Annotated in this window: 23 protein-coding genes; 15 read left to right on the top strand and 8 right to left on the bottom strand. The window is 71.8% G+C overall.

What is annotated here, in order from left to right:
• The first annotated feature begins 7 nt into the window (after positions 1-7).
• Positions 8-550: an arginine repressor gene (locus EV284_RS30140; RefSeq protein ID WP_030812919.1), complete on the top strand. Its 543-nt coding sequence runs from the start codon at positions 8-10 to the stop codon at positions 548-550.
• 28 nt (positions 551-578) lie between these two features.
• Here EV284_RS30140 and EV284_RS30145 read toward each other — a convergent pair whose 3' ends face one another.
• The 5 genes from EV284_RS30145 to EV284_RS30165 all read right to left on the bottom strand — a co-directional run bounded on the left by EV284_RS30145 (position 579) and on the right by EV284_RS30165 (position 4928).
• Positions 579-1382: an FAD:protein FMN transferase gene (locus tag EV284_RS30145; protein WP_242625869.1), complete on the bottom strand. Its 804-nt coding sequence runs from the start codon at positions 1380-1382 to the stop codon at positions 579-581.
• Positions 1375-2142 (bottom strand): FMN-binding protein, encoded by a 768-nt coding sequence (locus EV284_RS30150; protein ID WP_207229173.1) that lies wholly within the window; start codon positions 2140-2142, stop codon positions 1375-1377. The genes EV284_RS30145 and EV284_RS30150 overlap by 8 nt, the downstream gene beginning before the upstream one ends.
• 17 nt (positions 2143-2159) lie before the next feature.
• Positions 2160-3542 carry a ferredoxin reductase family protein gene (locus EV284_RS30155; RefSeq protein ID WP_165425681.1) on the bottom strand — a complete coding sequence of 461 codons (1383 nt, stop codon included), beginning with the start codon at positions 3540-3542 and terminating at the stop codon, positions 2160-2162.
• A gap of 87 nt (positions 3543-3629) precedes the next feature.
• Positions 3630-4337 (bottom strand): L,D-transpeptidase family protein, encoded by a 708-nt coding sequence (locus tag EV284_RS30160; RefSeq protein WP_130339754.1) that lies wholly within the window; start codon positions 4335-4337, stop codon positions 3630-3632.
• Positions 4338-4340: 3 nt separating this feature from the next.
• The gene (locus tag EV284_RS30165) at positions 4341-4928 is read right to left on the bottom strand and encodes a pyridoxamine 5'-phosphate oxidase family protein (RefSeq protein ID WP_130339756.1); all 588 of its coding nucleotides are present in this window, start codon (positions 4926-4928) and stop codon (positions 4341-4343) included.
• Between the two features lie 91 nt (positions 4929-5019).
• On the opposite strand from EV284_RS30165, the gene EV284_RS30170 reads away from it, so the two are divergent.
• From EV284_RS30170 to EV284_RS30190, 5 genes are all read left to right on the top strand, one after another.
• Positions 5020-6213 (top strand): argininosuccinate synthase, encoded by a 1194-nt coding sequence (locus EV284_RS30170; RefSeq protein WP_207229174.1) that lies wholly within the window; start codon positions 5020-5022, stop codon positions 6211-6213.
• Between the two features lie 87 nt (positions 6214-6300).
• Positions 6301-7737 carry an argininosuccinate lyase gene (gene argH / locus EV284_RS30175; RefSeq protein ID WP_130339760.1) on the top strand — a complete coding sequence of 479 codons (1437 nt, stop codon included), beginning with the start codon at positions 6301-6303 and terminating at the stop codon, positions 7735-7737.
• An 89-nt stretch (positions 7738-7826) separates the two neighbouring features.
• Entirely contained in the window at positions 7827-8798 is a 972-nt protein-coding gene (locus EV284_RS30180; protein ID WP_130339762.1) for an aldo/keto reductase, read from the top strand.
• 54 nt (positions 8799-8852) lie between these two features.
• Complete coding sequence (locus EV284_RS30185) at positions 8853-9404, top strand: TetR/AcrR family transcriptional regulator (protein ID WP_130339764.1); 552 nt, start codon at positions 8853-8855, stop codon at positions 9402-9404.
• On the top strand, positions 9401-10924 hold the full coding sequence (locus EV284_RS30190) for an MFS transporter (protein ID WP_130339766.1): 1524 nt from the start codon (positions 9401-9403) through the stop codon (positions 10922-10924). Before EV284_RS30185 ends, EV284_RS30190 begins: the two co-directional genes overlap by 4 nt.
• An 82-nt stretch (positions 10925-11006) precedes the next feature.
• On the opposite strand, the gene EV284_RS30195 is transcribed toward EV284_RS30190, so the two are convergent.
• A complete protein-coding gene (locus tag EV284_RS30195; protein ID WP_130339769.1) occupies positions 11007-11756 on the bottom strand; it encodes a lysophospholipid acyltransferase family protein in 750 nt (249 codons plus the stop codon).
• Between the two features lie 209 nt (positions 11757-11965).
• On the opposite strand from EV284_RS30195, the gene EV284_RS30200 reads away from it, so the two are divergent.
• The 3 genes from EV284_RS30200 (at position 11966) to EV284_RS30210 (ending at position 14291) form a co-directional block, all read left to right on the top strand.
• On the top strand, positions 11966-13141 hold the full coding sequence (locus EV284_RS30200) for a glycerophosphodiester phosphodiesterase (protein WP_130339771.1): 1176 nt from the start codon (positions 11966-11968) through the stop codon (positions 13139-13141).
• Positions 13142-13242: 101 nt separating this feature from the next.
• Positions 13243-13749: a sigma-70 family RNA polymerase sigma factor gene (locus EV284_RS30205; RefSeq protein WP_130339773.1), complete on the top strand. Its 507-nt coding sequence runs from the start codon at positions 13243-13245 to the stop codon at positions 13747-13749.
• Between the two features lie 44 nt (positions 13750-13793).
• A complete protein-coding gene (locus EV284_RS30210) occupies positions 13794-14291 on the top strand; it encodes a GNAT family N-acetyltransferase (protein WP_130339775.1) in 498 nt (165 codons plus the stop codon).
• A 22-nt stretch (positions 14292-14313) separates the two neighbouring features.
• On the opposite strand, the gene EV284_RS30215 is transcribed toward EV284_RS30210, so the two are convergent.
• Together EV284_RS30215 and EV284_RS30220 are read right to left on the bottom strand one after the other, a co-directional pair.
• Positions 14314-14733, bottom strand: coding sequence for a hypothetical protein (locus EV284_RS30215; RefSeq protein ID WP_130339777.1), 420 nt, complete (start codon positions 14731-14733; stop codon positions 14314-14316).
• A gap of 1 nt (position 14734) precedes the next feature.
• Positions 14735-15094, bottom strand: coding sequence for a hypothetical protein (locus EV284_RS30220; RefSeq protein ID WP_031180113.1), 360 nt, complete (start codon positions 15092-15094; stop codon positions 14735-14737).
• 574 nt (positions 15095-15668) lie between these two features.
• Here EV284_RS30220 and EV284_RS30225 point away from each other — a divergent pair.
• The 6 genes from EV284_RS30225 to cbiE all read left to right on the top strand — a co-directional run bounded on the left by EV284_RS30225 (position 15669) and on the right by cbiE (position 21339).
• Positions 15669-16709, top strand: coding sequence for an ATP-binding cassette domain-containing protein (locus EV284_RS30225; RefSeq protein WP_130339779.1), 1041 nt, complete (start codon positions 15669-15671; stop codon positions 16707-16709).
• On the top strand, positions 16706-17440 hold the full coding sequence (locus EV284_RS30230; RefSeq protein WP_130339781.1) for a methionine ABC transporter permease: 735 nt from the start codon (positions 16706-16708) through the stop codon (positions 17438-17440). The genes EV284_RS30225 and EV284_RS30230 overlap by 4 nt, the downstream gene beginning before the upstream one ends.
• Positions 17441-17516: 76 nt before the next feature.
• Complete coding sequence (locus EV284_RS30235; protein WP_130339783.1) at positions 17517-18347, top strand: MetQ/NlpA family ABC transporter substrate-binding protein; 831 nt, start codon at positions 17517-17519, stop codon at positions 18345-18347.
• 54 nt (positions 18348-18401) lie between these two features.
• Complete coding sequence (locus EV284_RS30240) at positions 18402-19235, top strand: MetQ/NlpA family ABC transporter substrate-binding protein (RefSeq protein WP_130339785.1); 834 nt, start codon at positions 18402-18404, stop codon at positions 19233-19235.
• Positions 19236-19385: 150 nt separating this feature from the next.
• Complete coding sequence (locus EV284_RS30245) at positions 19386-20024, top strand: GNAT family N-acetyltransferase (protein ID WP_130339787.1); 639 nt, start codon at positions 19386-19388, stop codon at positions 20022-20024.
• Between the two features lie 97 nt (positions 20025-20121).
• Positions 20122-21339, top strand: coding sequence for a precorrin-6y C5,15-methyltransferase (decarboxylating) subunit CbiE (gene cbiE / locus EV284_RS30250; protein WP_130339789.1), 1218 nt, complete (start codon positions 20122-20124; stop codon positions 21337-21339).
• The last annotated feature ends 294 nt before the right edge of the window (positions 21340-21633 follow it).

The following is a 21633-nucleotide window of genomic DNA, read 5'->3' on the forward strand; positions in this document are numbered from 1 at the left end:
GACGACGATGAGCCAGGCGCAGGACCACGATCAGGCGGCGGGCGGACCCGCCGTACCGCAGACCCGGACGGCCCGACACCGCCGGATCGTGGACATCCTCAACCGGCAGCCGGTGCGCTCGCAGAGCCAGCTCGCCAAGCTGCTCGCCGACGACGGGCTGAGCGTCACCCAGGCGACGCTCTCCCGCGACCTGGACGAGCTGAACGCGGTCAAGATCCGCAACACCGACGGCGACCTGATCTACGCGGTGCCCAGCGAGGGCGGCTTCCGCACCCCGCGCGCCCCGCTGGGCGGCTCCGCCAAGGAGGAGCGGATGCGGCGGCTCTCCCAGGAGCTGCTGATCTCCGCCGAGGCGTCGGCCAACCTCGTCGTGCTGCGCACCCCGCCGGGCGCCGCCCAGTTCCTCGCCTCGGCCATCGACCAGGCCGAACTCCATGACGTCCTCGGCACCATCGCCGGCGACGACACCCTCATGCTGATCAGCCGCGACGCCACCGGCGGCCAGGCCCTCGCCGACCATCTGCTGCGCCTCGCCCAGAACGCGCCGTAGGCCGCCGGCAGGCCACTGGGGGTCCCGCTCAGCCCAGCCGGGCCGCCAGACCCCCCGTGCAGCGGACCTCGTCGCCCGCGGTGATCAGCAGTCCCTCCACGTCCGGGAGGGACTCCAGCCAGGCCAGGCCCGCCCGGGAGCCCATTGCGAAGGCGGCGGTGGCCCAGCAGTCCGCCCAGGTCAGCCGGGGTGCCACCACCGTCACGGCGACCAGGTCGGTCACCGCGGAGCGGCCGGTGCGCGGGTCCACGATGTGCGCGCCCCGCTCGGCCGTGCCCGAGGTCGCCACCGCCAGCTCGTCCGCGCCGGCCGCCGACACCACCGCCGCCAGCCCGCCCGGCCGGAGCGGATCGGCCACGCCCACCCGCCAGGCCCGGTGCGGCTCGGGCGCGCCCACCATCTGGACGTCACCCCCGCCGTTCACGCTCACTCCGCACACCCCGGGGACAACGGCCAGCAGGCGCGCGGCCCGCTCGGCGGACCATCCCTTGACGATGCCGGTCGGATCGAGCGTCCCCCGGTACCGGGTGCTGAACCAGCCGTCGCTCACCCGCTCCGCCTCGGCGGCCAGCGCCAGCACCTCCCGCACCTCGGGGGCGCACTGCTTGGGCGTCAGCTCCTCGCGGGCCAGCCGGGACACCTCGCTGTCCTCGCGGTAGGTGCTGAACACGTCGTCGGCCCGGTGCAGCCCCGCGACCGCCGTCTCCAGCGCCGCGCGCACCTCGCCGGGGTCGCCGCCGCGCACGTCGAAGGAGAAGACGGTCCCCATGACCTCCTCGGCGTGCCGCAGCACATGCGGTGTCCCCGCCCGCTCGGCCACCGTCTCAGCCACCGGCCTGGTCCAGCGCGGACTGGAGCGACTTCTTGTACCCGGTGCTGGTGTAGGTCGCCCCGGACACCGAGTCGATCTCCGCGCTGCCCGCCGCGACCGCCGACTGGTTCAGCCGGGGCACCGCGAGCGCGGTCTTCTCGTCGCTCGTCGGGCCCTTGGGCGCCTGGACGGCCTCCGCCTTGGTGATCTTCTTCCCGCTGAGCGTGACCCGCACCTGGACGGCCCCGTACGGCGTCTGCTCCGCGCTTCCGGTGACCGTACGCGCCTCGGCCGCACCCGGACTCCCGCCGCCGGAGCCCTTCTTGACCTGGTCCAGCGCGGACTGGAGCGACTTCTTGTACCCGCTGCTGGTGTACGTCGCCCCCGACACCGAATCGATGTCCGCGTTCTGCGTCGCGAGGACCGCCTGGTTCAGCCGGGGCACCGCGAGCGCGGTCTTCTCGTCGCTCGTCGGGCCCTTCGGCGCCTCGACGGCCTCCGCCTTGGTGATCTTCCCGCCGCTGACCGTCAGCCGGACCCGCACGGCACCGTACGGCGTCTGCGCCGCGTCCCCGGTGACCGTGCCGGCCCGGTCGGACGCCGGGGCACCGCCGCCGGACCCGCCCTGCGGCGACTCCTGCGCGGCCGCCGACGCCGGCGGGGCGGCCGCCGAGGCCGACGCCGGGTCGGACGCGGGCTTCAGCGACAGCAGCAGCACGACACCGGACACGGTGGCCGCGGTGGCCAGCATCACGCGGCGGATGGGGTGGCTCTTCCTCATGGCTTCTGGAGCTCCGCTCACATCTCGAACGACTCGTGATGGATGCGCCGGGCGGGGACCCCCGCGCCGCGCAGTGCCTCGTACACCGACTGCGCGAAGCCGGGCGGCCCGCACATGAACACGTCGTGGCGGTCGATGTCGGGCATCTTGCGGCGGAGGTTCTCCGCCGAGATGTCCGGCCGCTCGCCCTCGGGGCTGTTCACCGCGTACATCAGCCGGGCACCCCGCTCCTCGGCGATCGCGGCCAGCTCGTCCCACAGGGCGAGGTCCTGCGTGGTGTTGGCCCGGTACAGCAGGGTGATGTCACCGGAGGCGCCCGGCAGCGTCTCGAACAGCGCGCGCATCGGCGTGATCCCGACCCCGCCTGCCACCAGCAGCACCTTGCCCCGGCTGCGCCGCTGCGCGGTGAGCGCCCCGTAGGGGCCCTCCGCCCACACGCGGGTGCCCGGCTCCAGCTCGCGCAGCCGCGCGCTGTGGTCGCCGATCGCCTTCACGGTGATCCGCAGCATGCCCGGCCGGGGCGCCGCCGACAGCGAGTACGGGTGCGAGCTGAACCGCATCCCCGGCGCCAGGAACCGCCAGCGGAAGAACTGGCCCGCCTCCGCGCCCATCCGGTGCAGCTTCCGCCCGGAGATCAGCACCGACACGATGCCCGGCGATTCCTCGATCACCGCCTCCACCCGCATCCGGTGCCGCAGGTTCAGCCGGACCGGCACGATGACCCGGTACCACAGCACCAGCGCGGTCACCAGGCCGTACAGCACGTACCAGAACGTCTTCGCCATCGGCTCGACCGCGAAGTCGTTGCCGGTGGTGATCTGGTGCCAGAAGGTCAGGAACACCGCCGCGTAGGTCAGCAGGTGCACGTGGTACCAGGTGTCGTACGGCAGCCTGCGCCGGACCGCGCCGACGGAGGAGAGCCCGATCACCACGAACAGGCCGGTGCCGATGGCCGCCTTGCCCATGTCGGGGAGCTGGTTCACCGAGTCGACGGTCTGCTGGACGATGTCGCCGAGCGTCCTGCCCGCCTGGAGGGCGTACCCCCACATGATGAGGAAGACGTGCGCCAGGACCAGGCTGAGCGTGTAGCGGCCGCTCATCGCGTGCCAGCGGGCCACCCGGTCCGAGCCGACCCGCCGCTCCAGCGCCGGTACGCGCGCCATCTGCAGCACGACCAGCGCCATCAGGTACCCGGCCAGCAGCCCGGTGATCCGCCCGGCGTTCAGGACCCGGCCGGCGTTGTCGGCGATCGAGGGGGTGTTGTGCCACCAGAGCCACAGCACGGCCGCCGCGCCCGCCCACACCACGAGCAGCAGCGGGACGGCCGGGGAGCGGCGCGGGCGGATGCGGCGCATCGTCTGGCGGCGGGCGGCACGTCCGCCTGCGAGCGTGGTGGTCACGGTTCCTCCGGGGGACTTGACCCTTGGCCCACACATACGTGCGGTGCGGGCGGAGTGTTCAGCGTCCCGGCGGCCGAGCCGGCGAGGTCAGTGGCGGACGAGCGCGGTGGGCCCGCTCTCCGTGCCGATGGCGATGTGCGGATGCCTGGACGGGTCGGTCCAGCGCAGGATCTCCGCCATGGCGTCGGGCGGTACGGAGACGCAACCGGCTGTCGCCGCCTTGCCGTTGACGTGCAGGAAGATGCCCGCGCCGCGCCCGCGCACCGGATGGAGGTAGTTGAAGCCGATGACGAGGGCGTGGGCGTACTGGGTGGTGTAGGAGACCAGGTGCTCGGACTCCGAGGCGCGGCAGTCGGCGGGGAGGGGGTCGGTCCAGCGGTTGTAGGCGCGGGAGTCGTTGTCCTGGCACCACCAGGAAGTCCCGGCGACCGGGCGGTACTCGACGCGCGTCCCGGCCGGGGCGGCCTCGATACCGAAGCCGAACGGCAGGTCGTACAGCCCGGCCGGGGTCGTGCCGGTGCCCTGCTGCCGTGAGGTGCCCTCCACCAGGCCGCCGGCGCCGAACCGCGCGGGCGCCGTCCCGGCCGCCGTCCACCGTCCGTCCCGCAGGTCCCACCAGGTGAGGGTGCCGGTGGTGGAGCGGGCGTCCGGGGCCTCGGCGGTGATGAGCTGGGTGCCGCCGCCGGTGTCCGCGAGGCGCGCGGGCAACGGCGTGTCGGCCGGCGGCTCGGCGCGCGCGAGACCGAGCGCGCAGAAGGAGGCGGACACGAGGGCGGTGACCAGGCGGCGGCGCATGGCTCAGACCGTAGAGGGCGGCAGCGGCAACGGCAGGCCGGGCAGCCCGTCGATGCTCGTGGCTATGTGCTCCTTCCTGGTGAAGTACTCGCTCAGCGAGGCGTCGTCCTCGCGGGCGAAGCGCCGCCCGTGCAGATCGCGGTCCTCCTCGTAGACCATGCGGGGCACGGCGTACCCGCAGGAGTCGCGGACGAGGTCGGCGTGCACCACGATGACCGCCCGCAGCCCGTGCGGGGCCGGGTCGATGTCGGGGAAGGCGGCCAGCAGGCCGGGGAAGCGCGGGTCGTCGCGGAAGACCGGCTCGCCCCGGCCGTGCACGCGCACGATGTTCGGCGGGCCCTGGAAGGCGCACCACATCAGGGTGATCCGGCCGTTCTCCCGCAGGTGGGCCACGGTCTCCGCGGTGGAGCCCGCGAAATCGAGGTAGGCCACCGTGACCTCGTCCAGCACGACGAACGAGCCCTTGAGCCCCTTGGGGGAGAGGTTCACCGTGCCGTCGCCGGCCAGGGGCGCGGTCGCCGTGAAGAAGAGGGGCTGTTCCTCGATGAAGCCCCGGAGCCGGCCGTCGATGCGCTCATATGTCTTTCCCATGCCCGCTGCCTACCCCACCTCCGCGATTGACGAATCATGCGGAGTTCTGCATACTCATGCATATCAGCGAATGCACGTGAGGAGAGAACCCGTGACCGAGCGCGTCGTACTCGCCTACTCAGGCGGACTGGACACCTCCGTCGCCATCGGCTGGATCGCCGAGGAGACGGGCGCCGAGGTCATCGCCGTCGCGGTGGACGTCGGCCAGGGCGGCGAGGACCTGGACGTCATCCGCAAGCGCGCCCTCGCGTGCGGTGCCGTCGAGGCCGAAGTGGCCGACGCCAAGGACGAGTTCGCCGAGGAGTACTGCCTCCCGGCGATCAAGGCGAACGCCCTGTACATGGACCGCTACCCGCTGGTCTCCGCCCTCTCCCGGCCGACGATCGTCAAGCACCTCGTCGCCGCCGCGCAGAAGCACGGCGCGACCACGGTCGCCCACGGCTGCACCGGCAAGGGCAACGACCAGGTGCGCTTCGAGGCCGGCATCGTCGCCCTCGCCCCCGACCTGAAGTGCATCGCCCCGGTCCGCGACTACGCGATGACCCGGGACAAGGCGATCGCCTTCTGCGAGGCGAAGAACCTCCCGATCGCCACCACCAAGAAGTCCCCGTACTCCATCGACCAGAACGTCTTCGGACGCGCCGTCGAGACGGGCTTCCTGGAGGACATCTGGAACGCCCCGATCGAGGACATCTACGAGTACACCTCCAACCCGGCCGAGGTCCGCGAGGCCGACGAGGTCGTCGTCACCTTCGAGCGCGGCGTACCGGTCGCCGTCGACGGCCGCCCGGTCACCGTCCTCCAGGCCATCCAGCAGCTCAACGAGCGCGCCGGCGCCCAGGGCATCGGCCGGATCGACATGGTCGAGGACCGCCTCGTCGGCATCAAGTCCCGCGAGGTGTACGAGGCTCCGGGCGCCATCGCCCTGATCACCGCCCACCAGGAGCTGGAGAACGTCACCGTCGAGCGTGAACTCGCCCGCTACAAGCGCCAGGTGGAGCAGCGCTGGGGCGAGCTGGTCTACGACGGCCAGTGGTTCTCCCCGCTCAAGCGGGCGCTGGACGGCTTCATCACCGAGGCCAACGAGCACGTCTCCGGCGACGTCCGGATGACCCTGCACGGCGGCCGCGCCGTCGTCACCGGCCGCCGGTCCCAGTCGTCGCTGTACGACTTCAACCTCGCCACCTACGACACCGGCGACACCTTCGACCAGGCCGCGGCCAAGGGCTTCATCGACATCTACAGCCTGTCGTCGAAGATCGCCGCCAAGCGGGACCTCGCGTAGGCAACGTCGTTCAGCAGTAGGCCGACCGCCTCTCCGCCTGCCAGGGTGGGGAGGCGGTGGCACACCACGAGCTCGAGGAGCAACGCAGTGAGCAGCAACAGCGGTGACGTACGGCTCTGGGGCGGCCGTTTCGCCGACGGTCCCGCCGAGGCCCTGGCGAAGCTGTCCGCGTCCGTCCACTTCGACTGGCGGCTCGCCCCCTACGACATCGCCGGGTCCCGCGCGCACGCGCGCGTGCTGCACACGGCGGGCCTGCTCACCGAGGACGAGCTGACCCGGATGCTCGCGGGGCTCGACCAGCTCGAAGCCGACGTGGCCTCGGGCGAGTTCGTGGGCACCATCGCCGACGAGGACGTGCACACCGCTCTGGAGCGCGGGCTGCTGGAGCGGCTGGGCCCCGACCTCGGCGGCAAGCTCCGCGCGGGCCGCTCGCGCAACGACCAGGTCGCCACGCTCTTCCGGATGTACCTGCGCGACCACGCCCGGATCATCGGCGGCCTGATCGCGGACCTCCAGGACGCCCTGGTCGGCCTCGCCGAGGCCCACCCGGACGTGGCGATGCCGGGCCGCACCCACCTCCAGCACGCCCAGCCGGTGCTCTTCGCCCACCATGTGCTGGCCCACGCCCAGGCCCTCGGCCGCGACGCCGAGCGGCTGCGCCAGTGGGACGAGCGCACCGCCGTCTCGCCGTACGGCTCCGGCGCGCTCGCCGGGTCCTCCCTCGGCCTGGACCCCGAGGCGGTCGCCCGTGACCTCGGCTTCGAGCGGGGCAGCGCGGGGAACTCGATCGACGGCACGGCCTCGCGGGACTTCGCCGCGGAGTTCGCGTTCATCACCGCGATGATCGGCATCGACCTCTCGCGGATCGCGGAGGAGATCATCATCTGGAACACGAAGGAGTTCTCCTTCGTCACCCTGCACGACGCGTTCTCCACCGGCTCCTCGATCATGCCGCAGAAGAAGAACCCGGACATCGCGGAGCTGGCGCGCGGCAAGTCCGGCCGGCTGATCGGCAACCTCACGGGCCTGCTCGCCACGCTGAAGGCGCTGCCCCTCGCCTACAACCGGGACCTCCAGGAGGACAAGGAGCCCGTCTTCGACTCCTGCGACCAGCTCGAAGTGCTGCTCCCCGCCTTCACCGGCATGATCGCCACCCTCACCGTCCACCGCGAGCGCATGGAGGAGCTGGCCCCGGCCGGGTTCTCCCTGGCCACCGACATCGCCGAGTGGCTGGTCCGCCAGGGCGTCCCGTTCCGCGTCGCCCACGAGGTCGCGGGGGAGTGCGTCAAGGTCGCGGAGGCGGACGGCAAGGAACTGGACGACCTCACCGACGACCAGTTCGCCAAGATCTCCCCCCACCTCACCCCGGAGGTCCGCACAGTCCTGAACGTCAAGGGCGCGCTGGCGTCCCGCAACGGCAGGGGCGGTACGGCGCCGAGCGCGGTGGCGGTGCAACTGGCCGAGGTGAAGCGGGACTTGGCCGAGCAGCACGCATGGGCCACGGCCAGGGGAAGCGCCCTGTAGAGGGGTGGGGACCGCGCGACCAGCACAAACGCACCCGCAGCCGGTTACGTTGGTCGCGCGCCCCCCGGAGCCGACCGAACGGAGCCACGATGCCCTTCACCCGCCTCTCCTCCGCAACGACCCCCACCTGCCACCTGGGCCTCGGCCTGGCCGCGGTCGGCCGCCCCGGCTACATCAACCTGGACCGAGCCGAAGACCTCGGAGACGACCGGAGCGCCGAAGCGCTACGCGCCCGCACCCATGAACTCCTCGACGCCGCCTACGCCCAGGGCGTCCGGTATGTCGACGCCGCCCGCTCCTACGGCCGCAGCGAGGAGTTCCTCGCGGACTGGCTGAAGGCCCACCCGGAGGCCGACGACGTGGTGGTCGGCAGCAAGTGGGGCTACACCTACACCGCCGGCTGGTCCACCGAGGCCGACCGGCACGAGGTCAAGGACCACACCCTGCCCACGTACGAGCGGCAGCGCGCGGAGACGGCCGGACTGCTCGGCGACCGGCTGGACCTGTACCAGATCCACTCCCTCACCCCCGACAGCCCCGCCCTCGCCGACCGCGCCCTGCACGCCCGCCTCGCGGAGGCGGCAGCGGGCGGTCTCACCATCGGCTTCTCCACCAGCGGCCCCGCCCAGGCCGACACCATCCGGGCCGCCCTGGAGATCACCGTCGACGGCGCGCCCCTCTTCCGCACCGTGCAGTCCACGTACAACGCGCTGGAGACCTCGGCCGGCCCCGCGCTGGCGGAGGCGCACGACGCCGGGCTCACCGTGATCGTCAAGGAGGGCATGGCCAACGGCCGGCTCGCCCCGGAGCACGCGCCGGAGGCCCTGCGGGACATCGCCGAGGAGACCGGCCTCGGCACCGACGCCGTAGCCCTCGCGCTGGTCCTCGCCCGCCCCTGGGCCGGTGTGGTCCTGTCCGGTGCCGCGACCGTCACCCAGCTCGGCTCCAACCTCCACGCCGCCGCCGTCGACCTCACCGACGACCAGCGAGACCGGCTCGACACCCTCGCGGAGGACCCGCACACCTACTGGACGCGGCGCGGCGAGCTGCCCTGGCAGTGAGACCCGCATGCCCGTGCTGAGACACTCGTGTCTCACGCGAGGTATCCTTGTCTCATGGCTCTCGACCGTGACCACGTGCTGCGCTCCGCCGCCGCCCTGCTGACCCGCAAGTCCACCGCGACCATGGACGAGGTCGCGCGCGCCGCCGGGATCAGCCGTGCCACGCTCCACCGCCACTTCGCCGGCCGGGACGCGCTGGTCCGCGCGCTGGAGGCGCTCGGCATCGCGGAGTGCGAGGGGGCGCTCGACCGCGCCCGTCTCGACGAGGGTCCCGTCGCCGACGCCGTACGCCGTCTGGTGTCCGAGATCCAGCCGGCCGCCGGCCTGCTCGCCTTCCTCTACGGCGAGAACCAGCTCTGGGAGGGCGAGGGGCAGAACACCGGCTGGCTGGGCCTGGACACCCGGATCAGCGCCCTCTTCCAGCGCGGTCAGCGCGACGGTGAACTCCGCATCGACCTCACCCCCGGCTGGCTCACCGAAGCCTTCTACGGGCTGATCACCTCGTGCGCCTGGGCCGCGGTGGACGGCCGCGTGGCCTCCCGCGACTTCCCCACGATGGTCGCCGAACTGCTGCTCGGCGGCGCGCTGCGCAGGGCGGAATCATGACCAGCACCCTGCGGCAGCCCGTACCCGTCGACACCGAACCGCGTCCCGGCCGCTGGCTGGCACTCGCGGTGCTGGTCCTCGCCGTCCTGCTCGTCGCCGTCGACGCCACCGTCCTCGGCCTCGCCACCCCCTACATCAGCGAGGACCTGCACCCCTCCGGCACCGAGCTGCTGTGGATCGGGGACGTCTACTCGTTCGTCATCGCCGGACTGCTCGTCTCCATGGGCAGCCTCGGCGACCGCGTGGGCCGCAAGCGCCTCCTGCTGTGCGGCGCGGCCGCGTTCGGCGCGATCTCGGTGCTCAACGCCTACGCGAGCACGCCCGGCCTGATGATCCTGGCGCGGGCCCTGCTCGGCGTGGCCGGGGCCACCCTGATGCCCGCGACCCTCGCGCTGATCCGCAACCTCTTCCACGACCCGCGCGAGCGCAGCCTCGCCGTCGGCATCTGGGGCGCCACCGCCTCCGCCGGCACGGCCGTCGGCCCGATCGTGGGCGGCTTCCTGCTGGAGCACTTCTGGTGGGGCTCGGTCTTCCTGATCAACCTGCCGGTGATGGCGGTCCTGGTCCTGGTCGGCATCCGCACGCTGCCCGAGTCCCGCGACCCGGACCCGGGCCCGTGGGACCTGGCGAGCGTCCTGCTGTCCCTGGTCGGCATGCTCGCGCTGGTCTACGGGGTCAAGGAGGCCGCCACCCACGGCTTCGGTCCGCTCACCCTGGCCACCGGCCTGCTGGGCGCGGCCGCGCTGTACGGCTTCGTCCGGCGCCAGCTCACCCTGCCGGCCCCGCTGCTGGACATGCGGCTGTTCCGGCACCGGGGCTTCAGCGGGGCGGTGCTCGCGGATCTGCTGACCGTGCTCGGGATGTCCGGGCTGGTCTTCTTCCTGTCCCAGTTCCTGCAACTGGTCCAGGGCAGGCACCCCTTCGAGGCGGGTCTCGCCGAACTGCCCGCCGCCGTGGGCGCGGTGGTGGCCGGCCTGATCGCGGGCCGCGCGGCGCGCCGCTTCTCGGTACGCGCGGTGGTCTCCGGCGGCCTCGCCGCGATCGGCGTCTCCCTGGCCGTCCTCACCACGCTCGACGCCACCACCGGCTACCCCCTGCTCGGCGCCGCCCTGCTGGTCGTCGGCACCGGCGCGGGCTTCTCCTTCACCGTCACCTCCGACGTGATCCTCTCCGGCGTCGACAAGAACCGCGCGGGCGCGGCCTCGGCGGTCTCGGAAACGGCCTACGAACTGGGCGCGGCCCTGGGAATCGCCCTGCTGGGCTCCATCGTCACGGCGGCCTACCGCGACTTCACGGCCCCGCCGGGCACCCCGGAGTCCGCCCACGAGTCCCTGGGCGCGGCGGTGGAAGCATCGGCGGGGATGCCCGCCCCGACGTCACAGGCCCTGCTGGAAGCGGCCAGGGAGTCCTTCGTGCACGGCCTGCACCTGGCGTCGGGAGCGGGAGCAACGGTCCTGCTGATGACTGCGGTGGCGGCGTGGTTCCTGCTGAAGGGGCAGAGGCTGGAAAACGCAGCCTGACTGTGCCTGCTCAGGGGCGCGGGGAACTGCGCGACAAGCCCCGAAGCACCCGCACCCTGAAAACGGCCGAATCGCCGAAGGCTTACGCGGCCTTGGCCTTCGTGGCGTACATGTCCACGTACTCCTGCCCGGAGAGCCGCATGACCTCGGCCATCACGGAATCGGTGACCGCCCGCAGCACGTACCGGTCCCGGTCCATGCCCTCGTACCGGGAGAACTCCATCGGCTCGCCGAAGCGGACCGTGACCTTCCCCGGCCGGGGGAACCCCTTCCCGCCGGGCTGAAGCTTGTCGGTCCCGATCATGGCGAACGGCACCACGGGCGCCCCCGTCATGAGCGTCAGCCGGGCAATTCCCGTACGCCCCCGGTAGAGCCGCCCGTCGGGAGAGCGAGTCCCCTCGGGATAGATGCCGAAGACCTTGCCCTCCTCGAGAACCCGGCGCCCGGTCATCAGCGCCGCCACACCGCCGTTCGCGCCGTCCCGGTCCACCGGAATCATGCCGACGCCGGTGAAGAACCAGGCCATGGCCCGCCCCTTGATCCCCTTGCCGGTGACGTACTCGTCCTTGCCGATGAACTGCACCTGCCGCTTGGACACCACCGGCAGCACGATCGAGTCGATGAACGTGAGGTGGTTGCCCGCCAGGATCACCGGGCCCTCACCGGGGATGCGCTCAAGGCCCTCCACCTGGGGGCGGAACATCAGGCGCATGGCCGGCGCGAGCACTGCCTTGATGAGCGCGAAGCGGGACAACGGGTCCTCCATGCCGAGCCGACGATATGAGTCTGTGCAGGTGAGGACATTACTCGCGGCTATGGGAAAAGCGCACATCGGGCCGCGCGATTCACCGAGGTCTTACGTGTTGTTGACACGGGCTCATCCGCCGCGGAAAACCCCGGCGTGCCATCGGCCCGCACCCGCGCGTTCCCCCCGAGGTCTCCCCTCCGTCATGTCCACGCCCCTACGATCGGCGCGCACCCCAAGAGACACAGCACAGGTCAGACCCACGAAGACCTTCGTAACGACAGCGGGAGACGCGTATGGAAAGCGACCGGACCAACCAGCCCTCGCGCGCGACCGGACGGCGCGCGGTCCTCGGTGCGGCGGTCCTCGGCGCGGGCGGCGCGGTCCTCGGACTGCCCTCCGCCGCCCGGGCGGCGGACACCCGGACGGCCGGGTCCGGCGGACGCGGCCTGAAGAGCCTGCCGGTGCCGACGATCATCGGCCACCGGGGCGCCAGCGGCTACCGCCCCGAACACACCTTCGGCTCCTACGACCTCGCGCTGGAACTCGGTGCCGACATCGTGGAGGCCGGTGACCTGGTGCCCACCAGGGACGGACACCTCGTCTGCCGTCACGAGCCCGAGATCGGCGGCACTACCGACGTCGCCTCGCACCCCGAGTTCGCCGGCCGCCGGACCACCAAGGTGCTCGACGGCGTCTCCGTCACCGGCTGGTTCACCGAGGACTTCACGCTCGCCGAGCTGAAGACGCTGCGCGCCGTCGAGCGCATCCCGGCCAACCGCCCGCACAACACCCTCTACAACGGCCGCTGGGAGATCCCCACCTTCGAGGAGGTGCTGAAGTGGCAGGACGCCCGCACCCGTGAGCGCGGCCGCCAGGTGTGGATCTACCCCGAGCTGAAGCACCCCACCTACTTCCGCCGCCTCGGCCTGGACCCGGAGCAGCGGGTGGCCAAGCTGCTGCGCAAGTACGGCAAGGACACCCGGAACTCGCCGGTCGTCCTGCAGTCCTTCGAGCCGACCAGCATCCAGCGGCTCAACCGGATCGTCGACAATCCGCTGGTCGTCCTCCTCGACGCCGCGGGCACCCGCCCGTACGACTTCGTCGCCACCGGCGACCCCCGTACGGTGGCCGACCTGGTCACGCCGAAGGGGCTGCGCGAGATCGCGGGGTACGCCCAGGGCATCGGTCCCACCCTGGACCTGGTCATCCCGAAGAAGTCCGACGGCACCCTGGGCGAGCCGACCCGGCTGGTCGCCGACGCGCACAAGGTCGGTCTGATCGTGCACCCGTACACCATGCGCAACGAGAACCCGTTCCTCCCGGCCGAGTTCCGCAAGGGCGGCGACCCGGACGGCTACGGGGACGTGTTCGGCGCGTACCGCACCTACTTCGCGACCGGGATCGACGGCGTCTTCACCGACAACGCCGACACCGGGGTGCTGGCCCGCGCCGACTTCCTGGGCCACTGAGGCCGGGCGGAGCGTCAACACCGACGCCCCGCACCCGCTGATCCGGGTGACAGCGCGCCGTCCCGGAAACCCGCCTGCCGGGACGGCGCGTCTCGACGCATATGACCCATGACCTGCTGACCGACCTGCGCCCGCTCCTCGCCGCGGAGGCGTCCGCCGAGGCATATGCCTCCGGGAGCGAGCCCGGTGACCTGGAACAGGCCGTCTGGCTCCGGCTGCTGGAGCGGCTGCAGAGCCAGGGCCCGCCCCCGGACCCGTCCGGCTGGCTCCGCGACGCCGTACGCGACGAGGGCCGGCTGAGCCGCCGCACCCGCGGTGTGGAACGGCCCTACGACGACGAGCCCGCCGACGACACCCGGCCGGACCCCGAGCAGCTCGCCCTCAGCGCGGCCCGGCACCGGGTGGTGCGGGACGCGGTCCGCAGGCTGCCCGGCCGCTGTCCGCGCATCATGACGGCCCTGCTCTCCCCGCGCGATCTCACCTACCGCGAGATCGCGGGGGAGTTGGGCATCTCACAGGGCAGCCTTGGGCCGGAACGCTCCAGATGTCTGGGATGTCTGCGGCGAATGCTGACGGCGGAGGTTGCCAGCGCCGAAGCACGGGGATAGAGGTGGGGGACAACAGCGATCAGGTGAGCGGGAGGCATGCGCACATGGGCATGAGCGTGACCATCTCGGCGGCGGCCGAGCCGGACGCGGAGCAGATCTTCCGGCTCCAGTACCTCTGCTTCCAGAGCGAGGCAGCGCGCTACGGGAACTACCGCATCGACCCGCTGGTGCAGAGCCTGGACCAGGTCCGCGAGGAGGTCGCCGCCGACTGCGTCTTCGTCGCCCGGCTCGGGGACGAGGTGGTCGGCTCGGTGCGCGGCCGGCTCACCGAGGACGGCGCGGCCGCCATCGGCATGCTCTGCGTCCACCCCCGCCTCCAGGGCCACGGCATCGGCGCCCGCCTGCTGGGCGCGGCCGAGAAGGCGCTCGCCGAGCAGCGCGGCGCCACCACGTACCGGATGCGCACCGGGCACCGCAGCGAGAGCGGGCTGCGGCTCTGCCGCAAGCTGGGCTACCGGGCCGTGGGCCGCTCGCTGGGGGCCGACGGTGTCGAGATGATCGTCCTGGAGAAGCCGGCCGCCGCCTACGCGGCCACGGCCTGACGCGCCCGGTGGGCAGGCGGTCTCAGGCCGCCTGCCGCCGCCGCGCCGCGCGCAGCCAGTACAGCGCGGTCAGGGGCAGCAGTACGGGGATGAAGACGTACCCCATCCCGTAGTCCGACCACACGGTCGCGTCCGGGAACGCGGACGGCTCGACCAGTGTCCAGGTGCCCACGACCAGCACCCCGGCCAGCTCGGCGGCGCAGCACACCACCGCCGCCCGGCGGGCCGCCTCACCGCCCCGGACCAGGGTGTAGGTGATGAACCCGTACACCACGCCCGCGAGCGCCGACAGCGAGTACGCGAGCGGTGCCCGGTCGAACTCCGTGGCGATCTGGTAGACCGACCGCGACACGGCGCCGACCACCATCACGCCGTAGAACCAGACCAGCAGCATGCCCGGCCCGCTGATCAGCCGGGCCGGCTTGTCCTCCAGCGCCGTCATGTCAGCCTCCCCAGATGTCAAAGAGCCGTACTTCGAGAACGGCCAGCACCACGCCGCCCGCCGCGACCGTCACCGAGCCCCAGCGCGTGCGCTCGGCCAGCGACATGAAGCCCGCCGCCGGGACGCACGCCAGCGCGCCCAGCAGATACGCCACGAAGATCGTCGTGCCCTGGTCCGGCTTCTCGCCCCGGGCCAGCAGCACGATCCCGACGACCAGCTGGACCACGGCCAGCAGGGACACCACGGCCATGCCGATGAAGTGCCAGTCCTTGGTCGGCTGGTCCCGGTGTGCGGCCCAGCCGCACCAGGCCGCCAGCAGCAGCGCGGCGATCCCGGTCACCAGCGTCAGGGCATTGAGCATGCGGAGACCTTATTACGGCCGAATCGGACGCCCGTCGCCGCCCCCGGCGCGGGAGCGGGGGCCGTGGCGTTGGCCACAGCCGCCCGCCCCGCAGGGCCCTCCCGCCGCGCCCCTGCGACGCGCTCCCGCCCCGTGCCGGAGCGGGTGACCGGGCGCTCACCTGGGACGGCGCGTCTCACCGGCACCATCCACGGCTGTCCAGCATATGGACAGGTCCCTCGGGTTCGCGCGGCCGGTCTGGTTTACTGACCGCATGACCACGACGAGCAGCCGCACCCTTGCGACCGAGGCGACCCACACGCCCGGTGCTCGTTGTATGTGTCGCATGACGTGCCGAATGCGCACCTTCTAGAGGGCCCCCGCACCACCGACGAGCCTCGCGCCCCGAAGCGAGAGCCATGGCCCGGCCCGGCTCCGGAACACCGGCGTACCGGAGCCCGTGCCGTTCGCGCACACGCTGTTCTCCCCGGTTCACTCGCCACCGCGAGAACCGTGCCGCGTCCCTGAAATGCAACCCCATGCACCTGTGCCGCGCACACCCGCGCCCGGCACTCGACAGTGACGGAAACCCCCTGTGATCACCACCTCGGGCCTGACCAAGGTCTACCGCTCGCGCGGCCGCGAGGTCACCGCCCTCGACGGCGTCGACCTGCACGTCCGCGAAGGAGAGGTCTACGGCGTCATCGGCCAGTCCGGCGCCGGAAAGTCCTCCCTGATCCGCTGCGTCAACCTGCTGGAGCGCCCCACCGCCGGCACCGTGACCGTCGCCGGACAGGACCTCACCGCCCTCGCCGGCCGCGGACCGCGGGCGGGCAGGGAACTGCGCCGGGCCCGCAGCCACATCGGCATGGTCTTCCAGCACTTCAACCTGCTGTCCTCGCGCACCGTGCAGGACAACGTCGAGCTGCCGCTGGAGATCCTCGGCAAGTCCGGCAAGGAGCGCTCCCGCAAGGCGCTGGAACTGCTCGACCTCGTCGGCCTCGCCGACAAGGCGAAGTCCTACCCGGCCCAGCTCTCCGGCGGCCAGAAGCAGCGCGTCGGCATCGCCCGCGCCCTGGCCGGCGACCCCAAGGTGCTGCTCTCCGACGAGGCCACCAGCGCCCTCGACCCGGAGACCACCCGCTCCATCCTCCAGTTGCTGCGCGACCTGAACCGGCAACTGGGCCTGACCGTCCTGCTGATCACCCACGAGATGGACGTGGTGAAGTCGATCTGCGACTCCGCCGCGCTCATGGAGAAGGGACGCATCGTGGAATCCGGCACCGTCAGCGAACTGCTGGCCACCCCCGGCTCACAGCTCGCCTCCGCCCTCTTCCCGGTCGGCGGCGAGGCCAGTGCCGACGACCGCACCGTCCTCGACATCACCTTCCACGGCGAGGCGGCCACCCAGCCGGTCGTCTCCCAGCTGGCCCGCACCTACAACATCGAGATCTCGATCCTCGGCGCGGCCATCGACACCGTCGGCGGCCTCCAGATCGGCCGGATGCGCATCGAGCTGCCCGGCCGCTACGAGGACAACGTGGTGCCGGTCGGCTTCCTGCGCGAGCAGGGCCTCCAGGTCGACGTGGTCGACGCCGAGGGTGAGCCCGTTCTGGTGACGGAGGGTGCGAAGTGACCTGGTCCGAGATACAGCCGCTGCTGTCCCAGGCGTGTTCCGAGACGTTCTCGATGGTGCTCTGGTCCACCCTGATCGCCATCGCCCTCGGCCTGCCGCTGGGCATCCTCCTCGTCCTCACCGAGCGCGGCGGACTGCTCCAGAACGTCGTCGCCAACAAGGTGATCGGCCAGGTCGTGAACGTCGGCCGCTCGATGCCCTTCATCATCCTGATGGTCGCGCTGATGAGCTTCACCCGCTGGGTGACCGGCACCACCATCGGCACCACCGCCGCGATCGTGCCGCTCGCCATCGGCGGCATCCCGTTCTTCGCCCGGCTGGTCGAGACGGCCGTCCGCGAGGTGGACGGCGGACTCGTCGAGGCCGTGCAGGCCATGGGCGGCAACAGCTGGACCATCGTCCGCAAGGTGCTCATCCCGGAGGCGCTGCCCTCGCTGATCGCCAGCACCACCACCACGATCATCGCGCTCATCGGCTACTCGGCCATGGCCGGCACGGTCGGCGGCGGCGGACTGGGCGACCTCGCCGTCCGCTACGGCTACCAGCGCTTCGAGACCGGACTGATGTGGATCACCGTCGGCATCCTCGCCGTCGTCATCTCCCTCATCCAGTTCGCCGGCGACTTCGCCGCCCGCTCCCTGCACGGCCGCGGTGGCTCCGGCCCGGTGCCGAAGCTGCGCCTGCTCAAGGCCAAGGAGCCGGCCGCCGCCGACGTCTCCAAGGCCGCCTGAGCGCCCGCAGGCCCCCCAAGACTTCCCGGCCACCCAAGTCCGGGTTCGCACCACCTCTTAAGGAAAGGCACTTTTCGTGCGTAACGCCGCCAAGCTCACCACCGCCGTCCTCGCCGCCGGAGCCCTCACCCTCGGTCTCTCCGCCTGCGGCTCCGGAAAGGACTCCGGCTCCACCGACACCAGCGGACCGCTGATCGTCGCCGCGAGCCCCACCCCGCACGCCGAGATCCTCGACTTCGTCCAGAAGAACCTGGCGAAGAAGGCCGGACTCGACCTGCAGGTCAAGGAGTTCACCGACTACATCACGCCGAACACGGCAACCGAGGACGGCTCGGTCGGAGCCAACTACTTCCAGAACCAGCCGTACCTCGACGACTTCAACAAGAAGCGCGGCACCCACATCGTGCCCGTCGTCACGGTTCACCTGGAACCGCTCGGCCTCTACTCCCACAAGGTCAAGAAGGCCGACGAGCTCAAGAGCGGTGCGACCGTCGCCGTCCCCAACGACGCCGTCAACGAGGCCCGCGCGCTCAAGCTGCTGGCCGCCGACAAGCTGATCACCCTCAAGGACGGCGTCGGCTCCGAGGCCACCCCCGCCGACATCGCCAAGAACCCCAGGAACCTGAAGTTCAAGGAGGTCGAGGCGGCCCAGACCCCGCGCTCCCTGGACGACGTGGACGCGGCGGTCGTCAACGGCAACTACGCCATCTCCTCCGGCCTCAAGCCCGCCAAGGACGCCATCGTCCTGGAGTCCGCGAAGAACAGCCCCTACGGCAACTTCCTCGCGGTCAAGAAGGGCAACGAGAACGACCCGCGGGTCAAGAAGCTGGCGAAGCTGCTCACCTCGCCCGAGGTGAAGAAGTTCATCCAGGACAAGTACCAGGGTTCCGTCATCCCCTCCTTCTGATCCCGCTGACCCACCCGGCAGCCGGACCCCGACCGCTCTCGAGGGGATCGACCCATGCGCAAGACCACCTGGCTCGCGGCGGCCACCGCCGCGGCACTCTCGCTCGGCCTGACCGCCTGCGGCTCGGGCACGGCCACCGGCAAGGGAGGTGACGCCGACGGCCCGCTCGTCGTCGGCGTCACCCCCGTCCCCGCCGGCGAAGTGCTCCACCACATCGACGACAAGCTCGCCGCGAAGGCCGGACTCAAGCTGGAGATCAAGGAGTTCACGGACTACGTCCTGCCGAACACCGCGCTCCAGGAGGGCACGCTCGACGCGAACCTCTACCAGAACCAGCCGTTCCTCGACGACTTCAACAAGTCCAAGGGCACGGACCTGGTCTCGGTGGTGAAGGCGTACCTGCCGCCCATGGGGGTCTACTCCCACAAGGTCAAGGACGTCGCCAAGCTCCCCGACGGGGCCACCGTCGGCGTGCCCAACGACCTCACCAACGAGGCCCGAGCGCTGAAGCTGCTCGCCTCGGCGGGTGTCATCGAGCTGAAGCCCGGCGCGGGCGCCGACGCCTCCCCGGCCGACGTCACCGGCAACCCCAGGCACCTGAAGTTCCAGGAGATGGAGGCCGCCCAGCTTCCGCGCTCCCTGGACGACATGGACGCCGCCGTCATCAACAACAACTTCGCCCAGGACGCGGGCCTCAGCCCCACCAAGGACGCCGTCTACCTGGAGTCCGCGAAGAACAACCCCTACGCCAACCTCCTCGCGGTCAAGAAGGGCAACGAGGACGACCCGCGGGTGCGGAAGCTGGCGAAGCTGCTGACCTCGCCCGAGGTGAAGAAGTTCATCGAGGACAAGTACCAGGGGTCGGTCCTGCCCGTCAGCGGCAACTGAACCGGCGTACCGGGCCCGCCCCGCGCCACCCGGAACGGGCGGCGGGGGGCGGGCCCGTGCGTGCGTCGCGGTGCTGTCATGCTGCATGCTGGGCAGTTCAGCGGGGCCCTGACGGACCCTCACGAATCATCGAAGGTTACGGAGCGGCGCATGACTAGCACCTTCCCCAACATCTCCATCTCGACGGAGCGGTTGGGCCTGCGTCCCCTCGACGAGGGCGACCTGCCCGCCCTGGCCGAGATGATGAACGACGAGCAGGTGGCCGCCTGGACGGACGTGCCCCAGCCCTTCACCGAGGAAGGCGCCCGCCGCTGGATCACCCAGTACGCGCCCGCCGAACGCGCCGCCGGACGCGGCATCGACCTCGCCGTCACCGAGTTCCTCACCCAGCGCCTGGTGGGCGTGGTCCAGCTCGGGAAGACCAACTGGCGCATCCGGTCCACGGAGCTGTCGTACATCATCGCCCCCTGGGCGCGCGGCGAGGGCTACGCCTCCGAGGCCGCGCTCGCCACCGCCAAGTGGCTCTTCGGCGACCAGCGCTTCGAGCGCATCGAACTGCGCACCGCCGCCGACAACACCGCCTCCCAGCAGGTGGCCCAGAAGATCGGCTGCATCAGCGAGGGCGTGCTCCGCAACGCCTGCATAGTCCACGTGCGCACCGAGGACGGCACCTGGACCGACATGCGCACCGACTTCATCGTGTGGAGCCTGCTGCCGGAGGACCTGGAGGGCAGCGACGAACAGCTCGCCGACAGCCGGGGCTTCGGTTCCTACGCCCAGTGGAACTGACCCCGCCCCGCCGCCCCGCCGGGCCGGACCACCAGGTAACCTCACCAAGTCCGTACCTGGGCACCGACGACACACCGAGACCTGGAGACTGACGACGATGGCCGATCGGGTCACGGTGATCGGCTGGGACGGCTCGCCGCTGACCGAAGCGGCACGCGGCGCCCTCGGCGCCGCCACGCTCGTCGCGGGCGCCCCCCACCACCTGGCGCTCCAGGAGATCCCGGCCGCCGCCGAGCGGGTCCGCCTGGGCAGCGTCGGCCTTGCCGCCCGCCGGATCGCCGGCCACCGCGGCACCGCCGTCGTGCTCGCCGACGGCGACCCCGGCTTCTTCGGCGTCGTCCGCACCCTGCGCGCACCCGAGTTCGGCCTGGAGGTCGAGGTCGTGCCCGGCGTCTCCTCGGTGGCCGGCGCTTTCGCCCGCGCGGGCATGCCCTGGGACGACGCCCATGTGGTCGTCGCACACCCCCGCACCCTGCGCCGCGCGGTCAATGTGTGCCGCGCCCACAGCAAGGTCGCCGTCCTCACCGCCCCCGGCGCCGGACCCGCCGAGCTCGGCCTGCTCCTGGACGGGGTGCACCGCACCTTCGTCGTCTGCGAGGAGATGGGCACCGAGAACGAGCGCGTCAGCGTCCTCACCTCCGACAAGGCCGCCGACCACACCTGGCGCGACCCCAACGTCGTCATCGTCATCGGCGGCCCCCAGGCCGCGCTCGTGGGCGACGGCTGGATCGCCGGCCGCGACCCCGGCACCGGCCCGCGCGGCTGGACCCAGCCCGACGAGGCGTACGACGGCGTCCTCGGGGAGGGCGAGAACGAACTGCTCCGCGCCGCCCAGCTCGCCCGGCTGGGTCCGCGCACCGGCGACCTGGTGTGGGACATCGGCTGCGGCTCCGGCGCCTTCGCCGTGGAGGCCGCCCGCGCCGGTGCCGCGGTGCTCGCCGTCGACGCCGACTCCGACGCCTGCGCCCGCACCGACGCCGCCGCCCGCCAGTTCGGGGTCCAGCTCCAGATCGTGCGCGGCGAGGCGCCGCACATCCTGGAGAACCTGCCCGAGCCGGACGTCGTACGCGTCGGCGGCGGGGGAGCGGCCGTCGTCTCGGCCGTGGCCGACCGGCGCCCGCAGCGCATCGTCGCCCACGCGGCCACCCGGGACGCCGCGGAACTCATCGGCCGCGACCTCACCGAGCACGGCTACCGCGTCGAGTGCGCCCTCCTCCAGGCCGTCGGGCTCGACACCAAGTCCTGGACGGAGAACGAGCGGAGCGTCGTCTTCCTCCTCGGCGGCGAGCTGCCCCCGCGCGAGTCCGCGCGCTGAACCACCGCCGCCCTGCCGGACCGGTTCGCCCCGTGATCGGTTTGTCGTACCGCGCGCGGTAGGCTGGCCGATCGTTGTACCGCACCCGCGGTCCGGAAATTCGTTCGTCAATGTCCGGAAAGCTCGCCCGCTTTGGGGCGGTGGGTGAGGTACGGCAAAACCGGAGGACGCGCAACGTGGCGCAGTCCACAACGGGCTGTCGCGTGATCTCGCTGTCACGACGGCCGAACGGCCGCGAGAATGCCACCGAATGGCTTTGTCGCCATTTCCGGCGGGTCGTTCGTGCCGATGCGC

Origin of the sequence: Streptomyces sp. BK022 (assembly GCF_004217355.1) — a bacterium.
GTDB lineage: Bacteria > Actinomycetota > Actinomycetes > Streptomycetales > Streptomycetaceae > Streptomyces > Streptomyces griseoluteus.

What these genes read in the sequence shown, in the direction of transcription:
- EV284_RS30140 (WP_030812919.1), top strand. Translation starts at nt 8, where the DNA reads ATGAGCCAGGCGCAGGACCACGATCAGGCGGCGGGCGGACCCGCCGTA.
- EV284_RS30150 (WP_207229173.1), bottom strand. Translation starts at nt 2,142, where the DNA reads ATGAGGAAGAGCCACCCCATCCGCCGCGTGATGCTGGCCACCGCGGCC.
- EV284_RS30160 (WP_130339754.1), bottom strand. Translation starts at nt 4,337, where the DNA reads ATGCGCCGCCGCCTGGTCACCGCCCTCGTGTCCGCCTCCTTCTGCGCG.
- EV284_RS30165 (WP_130339756.1), bottom strand. Translation starts at nt 4,928, where the DNA reads ATGGGAAAGACATATGAGCGCATCGACGGCCGGCTCCGGGGCTTCATC.
- EV284_RS30180 (WP_130339762.1), top strand. Translation starts at nt 7,827, where the DNA reads ATGCCCTTCACCCGCCTCTCCTCCGCAACGACCCCCACCTGCCACCTG.
- EV284_RS30185 (WP_130339764.1), top strand. Translation starts at nt 8,853, where the DNA reads ATGGCTCTCGACCGTGACCACGTGCTGCGCTCCGCCGCCGCCCTGCTG.
- EV284_RS30190 (WP_130339766.1), top strand. Translation starts at nt 9,401, where the DNA reads ATGACCAGCACCCTGCGGCAGCCCGTACCCGTCGACACCGAACCGCGT.
- EV284_RS30195 (WP_130339769.1), bottom strand. Translation starts at nt 11,756, where the DNA reads ATGTGCGCTTTTCCCATAGCCGCGAGTAATGTCCTCACCTGCACAGAC.
- EV284_RS30200 (WP_130339771.1), top strand. Translation starts at nt 11,966, where the DNA reads ATGGAAAGCGACCGGACCAACCAGCCCTCGCGCGCGACCGGACGGCGC.
- EV284_RS30205 (WP_130339773.1), top strand. Translation starts at nt 13,243, where the DNA reads ATGACCCATGACCTGCTGACCGACCTGCGCCCGCTCCTCGCCGCGGAG.
- EV284_RS30210 (WP_130339775.1), top strand. Translation starts at nt 13,794, where the DNA reads ATGGGCATGAGCGTGACCATCTCGGCGGCGGCCGAGCCGGACGCGGAG.
- EV284_RS30215 (WP_130339777.1), bottom strand. Translation starts at nt 14,733, where the DNA reads ATGACGGCGCTGGAGGACAAGCCGGCCCGGCTGATCAGCGGGCCGGGC.
- EV284_RS30220 (WP_031180113.1), bottom strand. Translation starts at nt 15,094, where the DNA reads ATGCTCAATGCCCTGACGCTGGTGACCGGGATCGCCGCGCTGCTGCTG.
- EV284_RS30240 (WP_130339785.1), top strand. Translation starts at nt 18,402, where the DNA reads ATGCGCAAGACCACCTGGCTCGCGGCGGCCACCGCCGCGGCACTCTCG.
- EV284_RS30245 (WP_130339787.1), top strand. Translation starts at nt 19,386, where the DNA reads ATGACTAGCACCTTCCCCAACATCTCCATCTCGACGGAGCGGTTGGGC.
- cbiE (WP_130339789.1), top strand. Translation starts at nt 20,122, where the DNA reads ATGGCCGATCGGGTCACGGTGATCGGCTGGGACGGCTCGCCGCTGACC.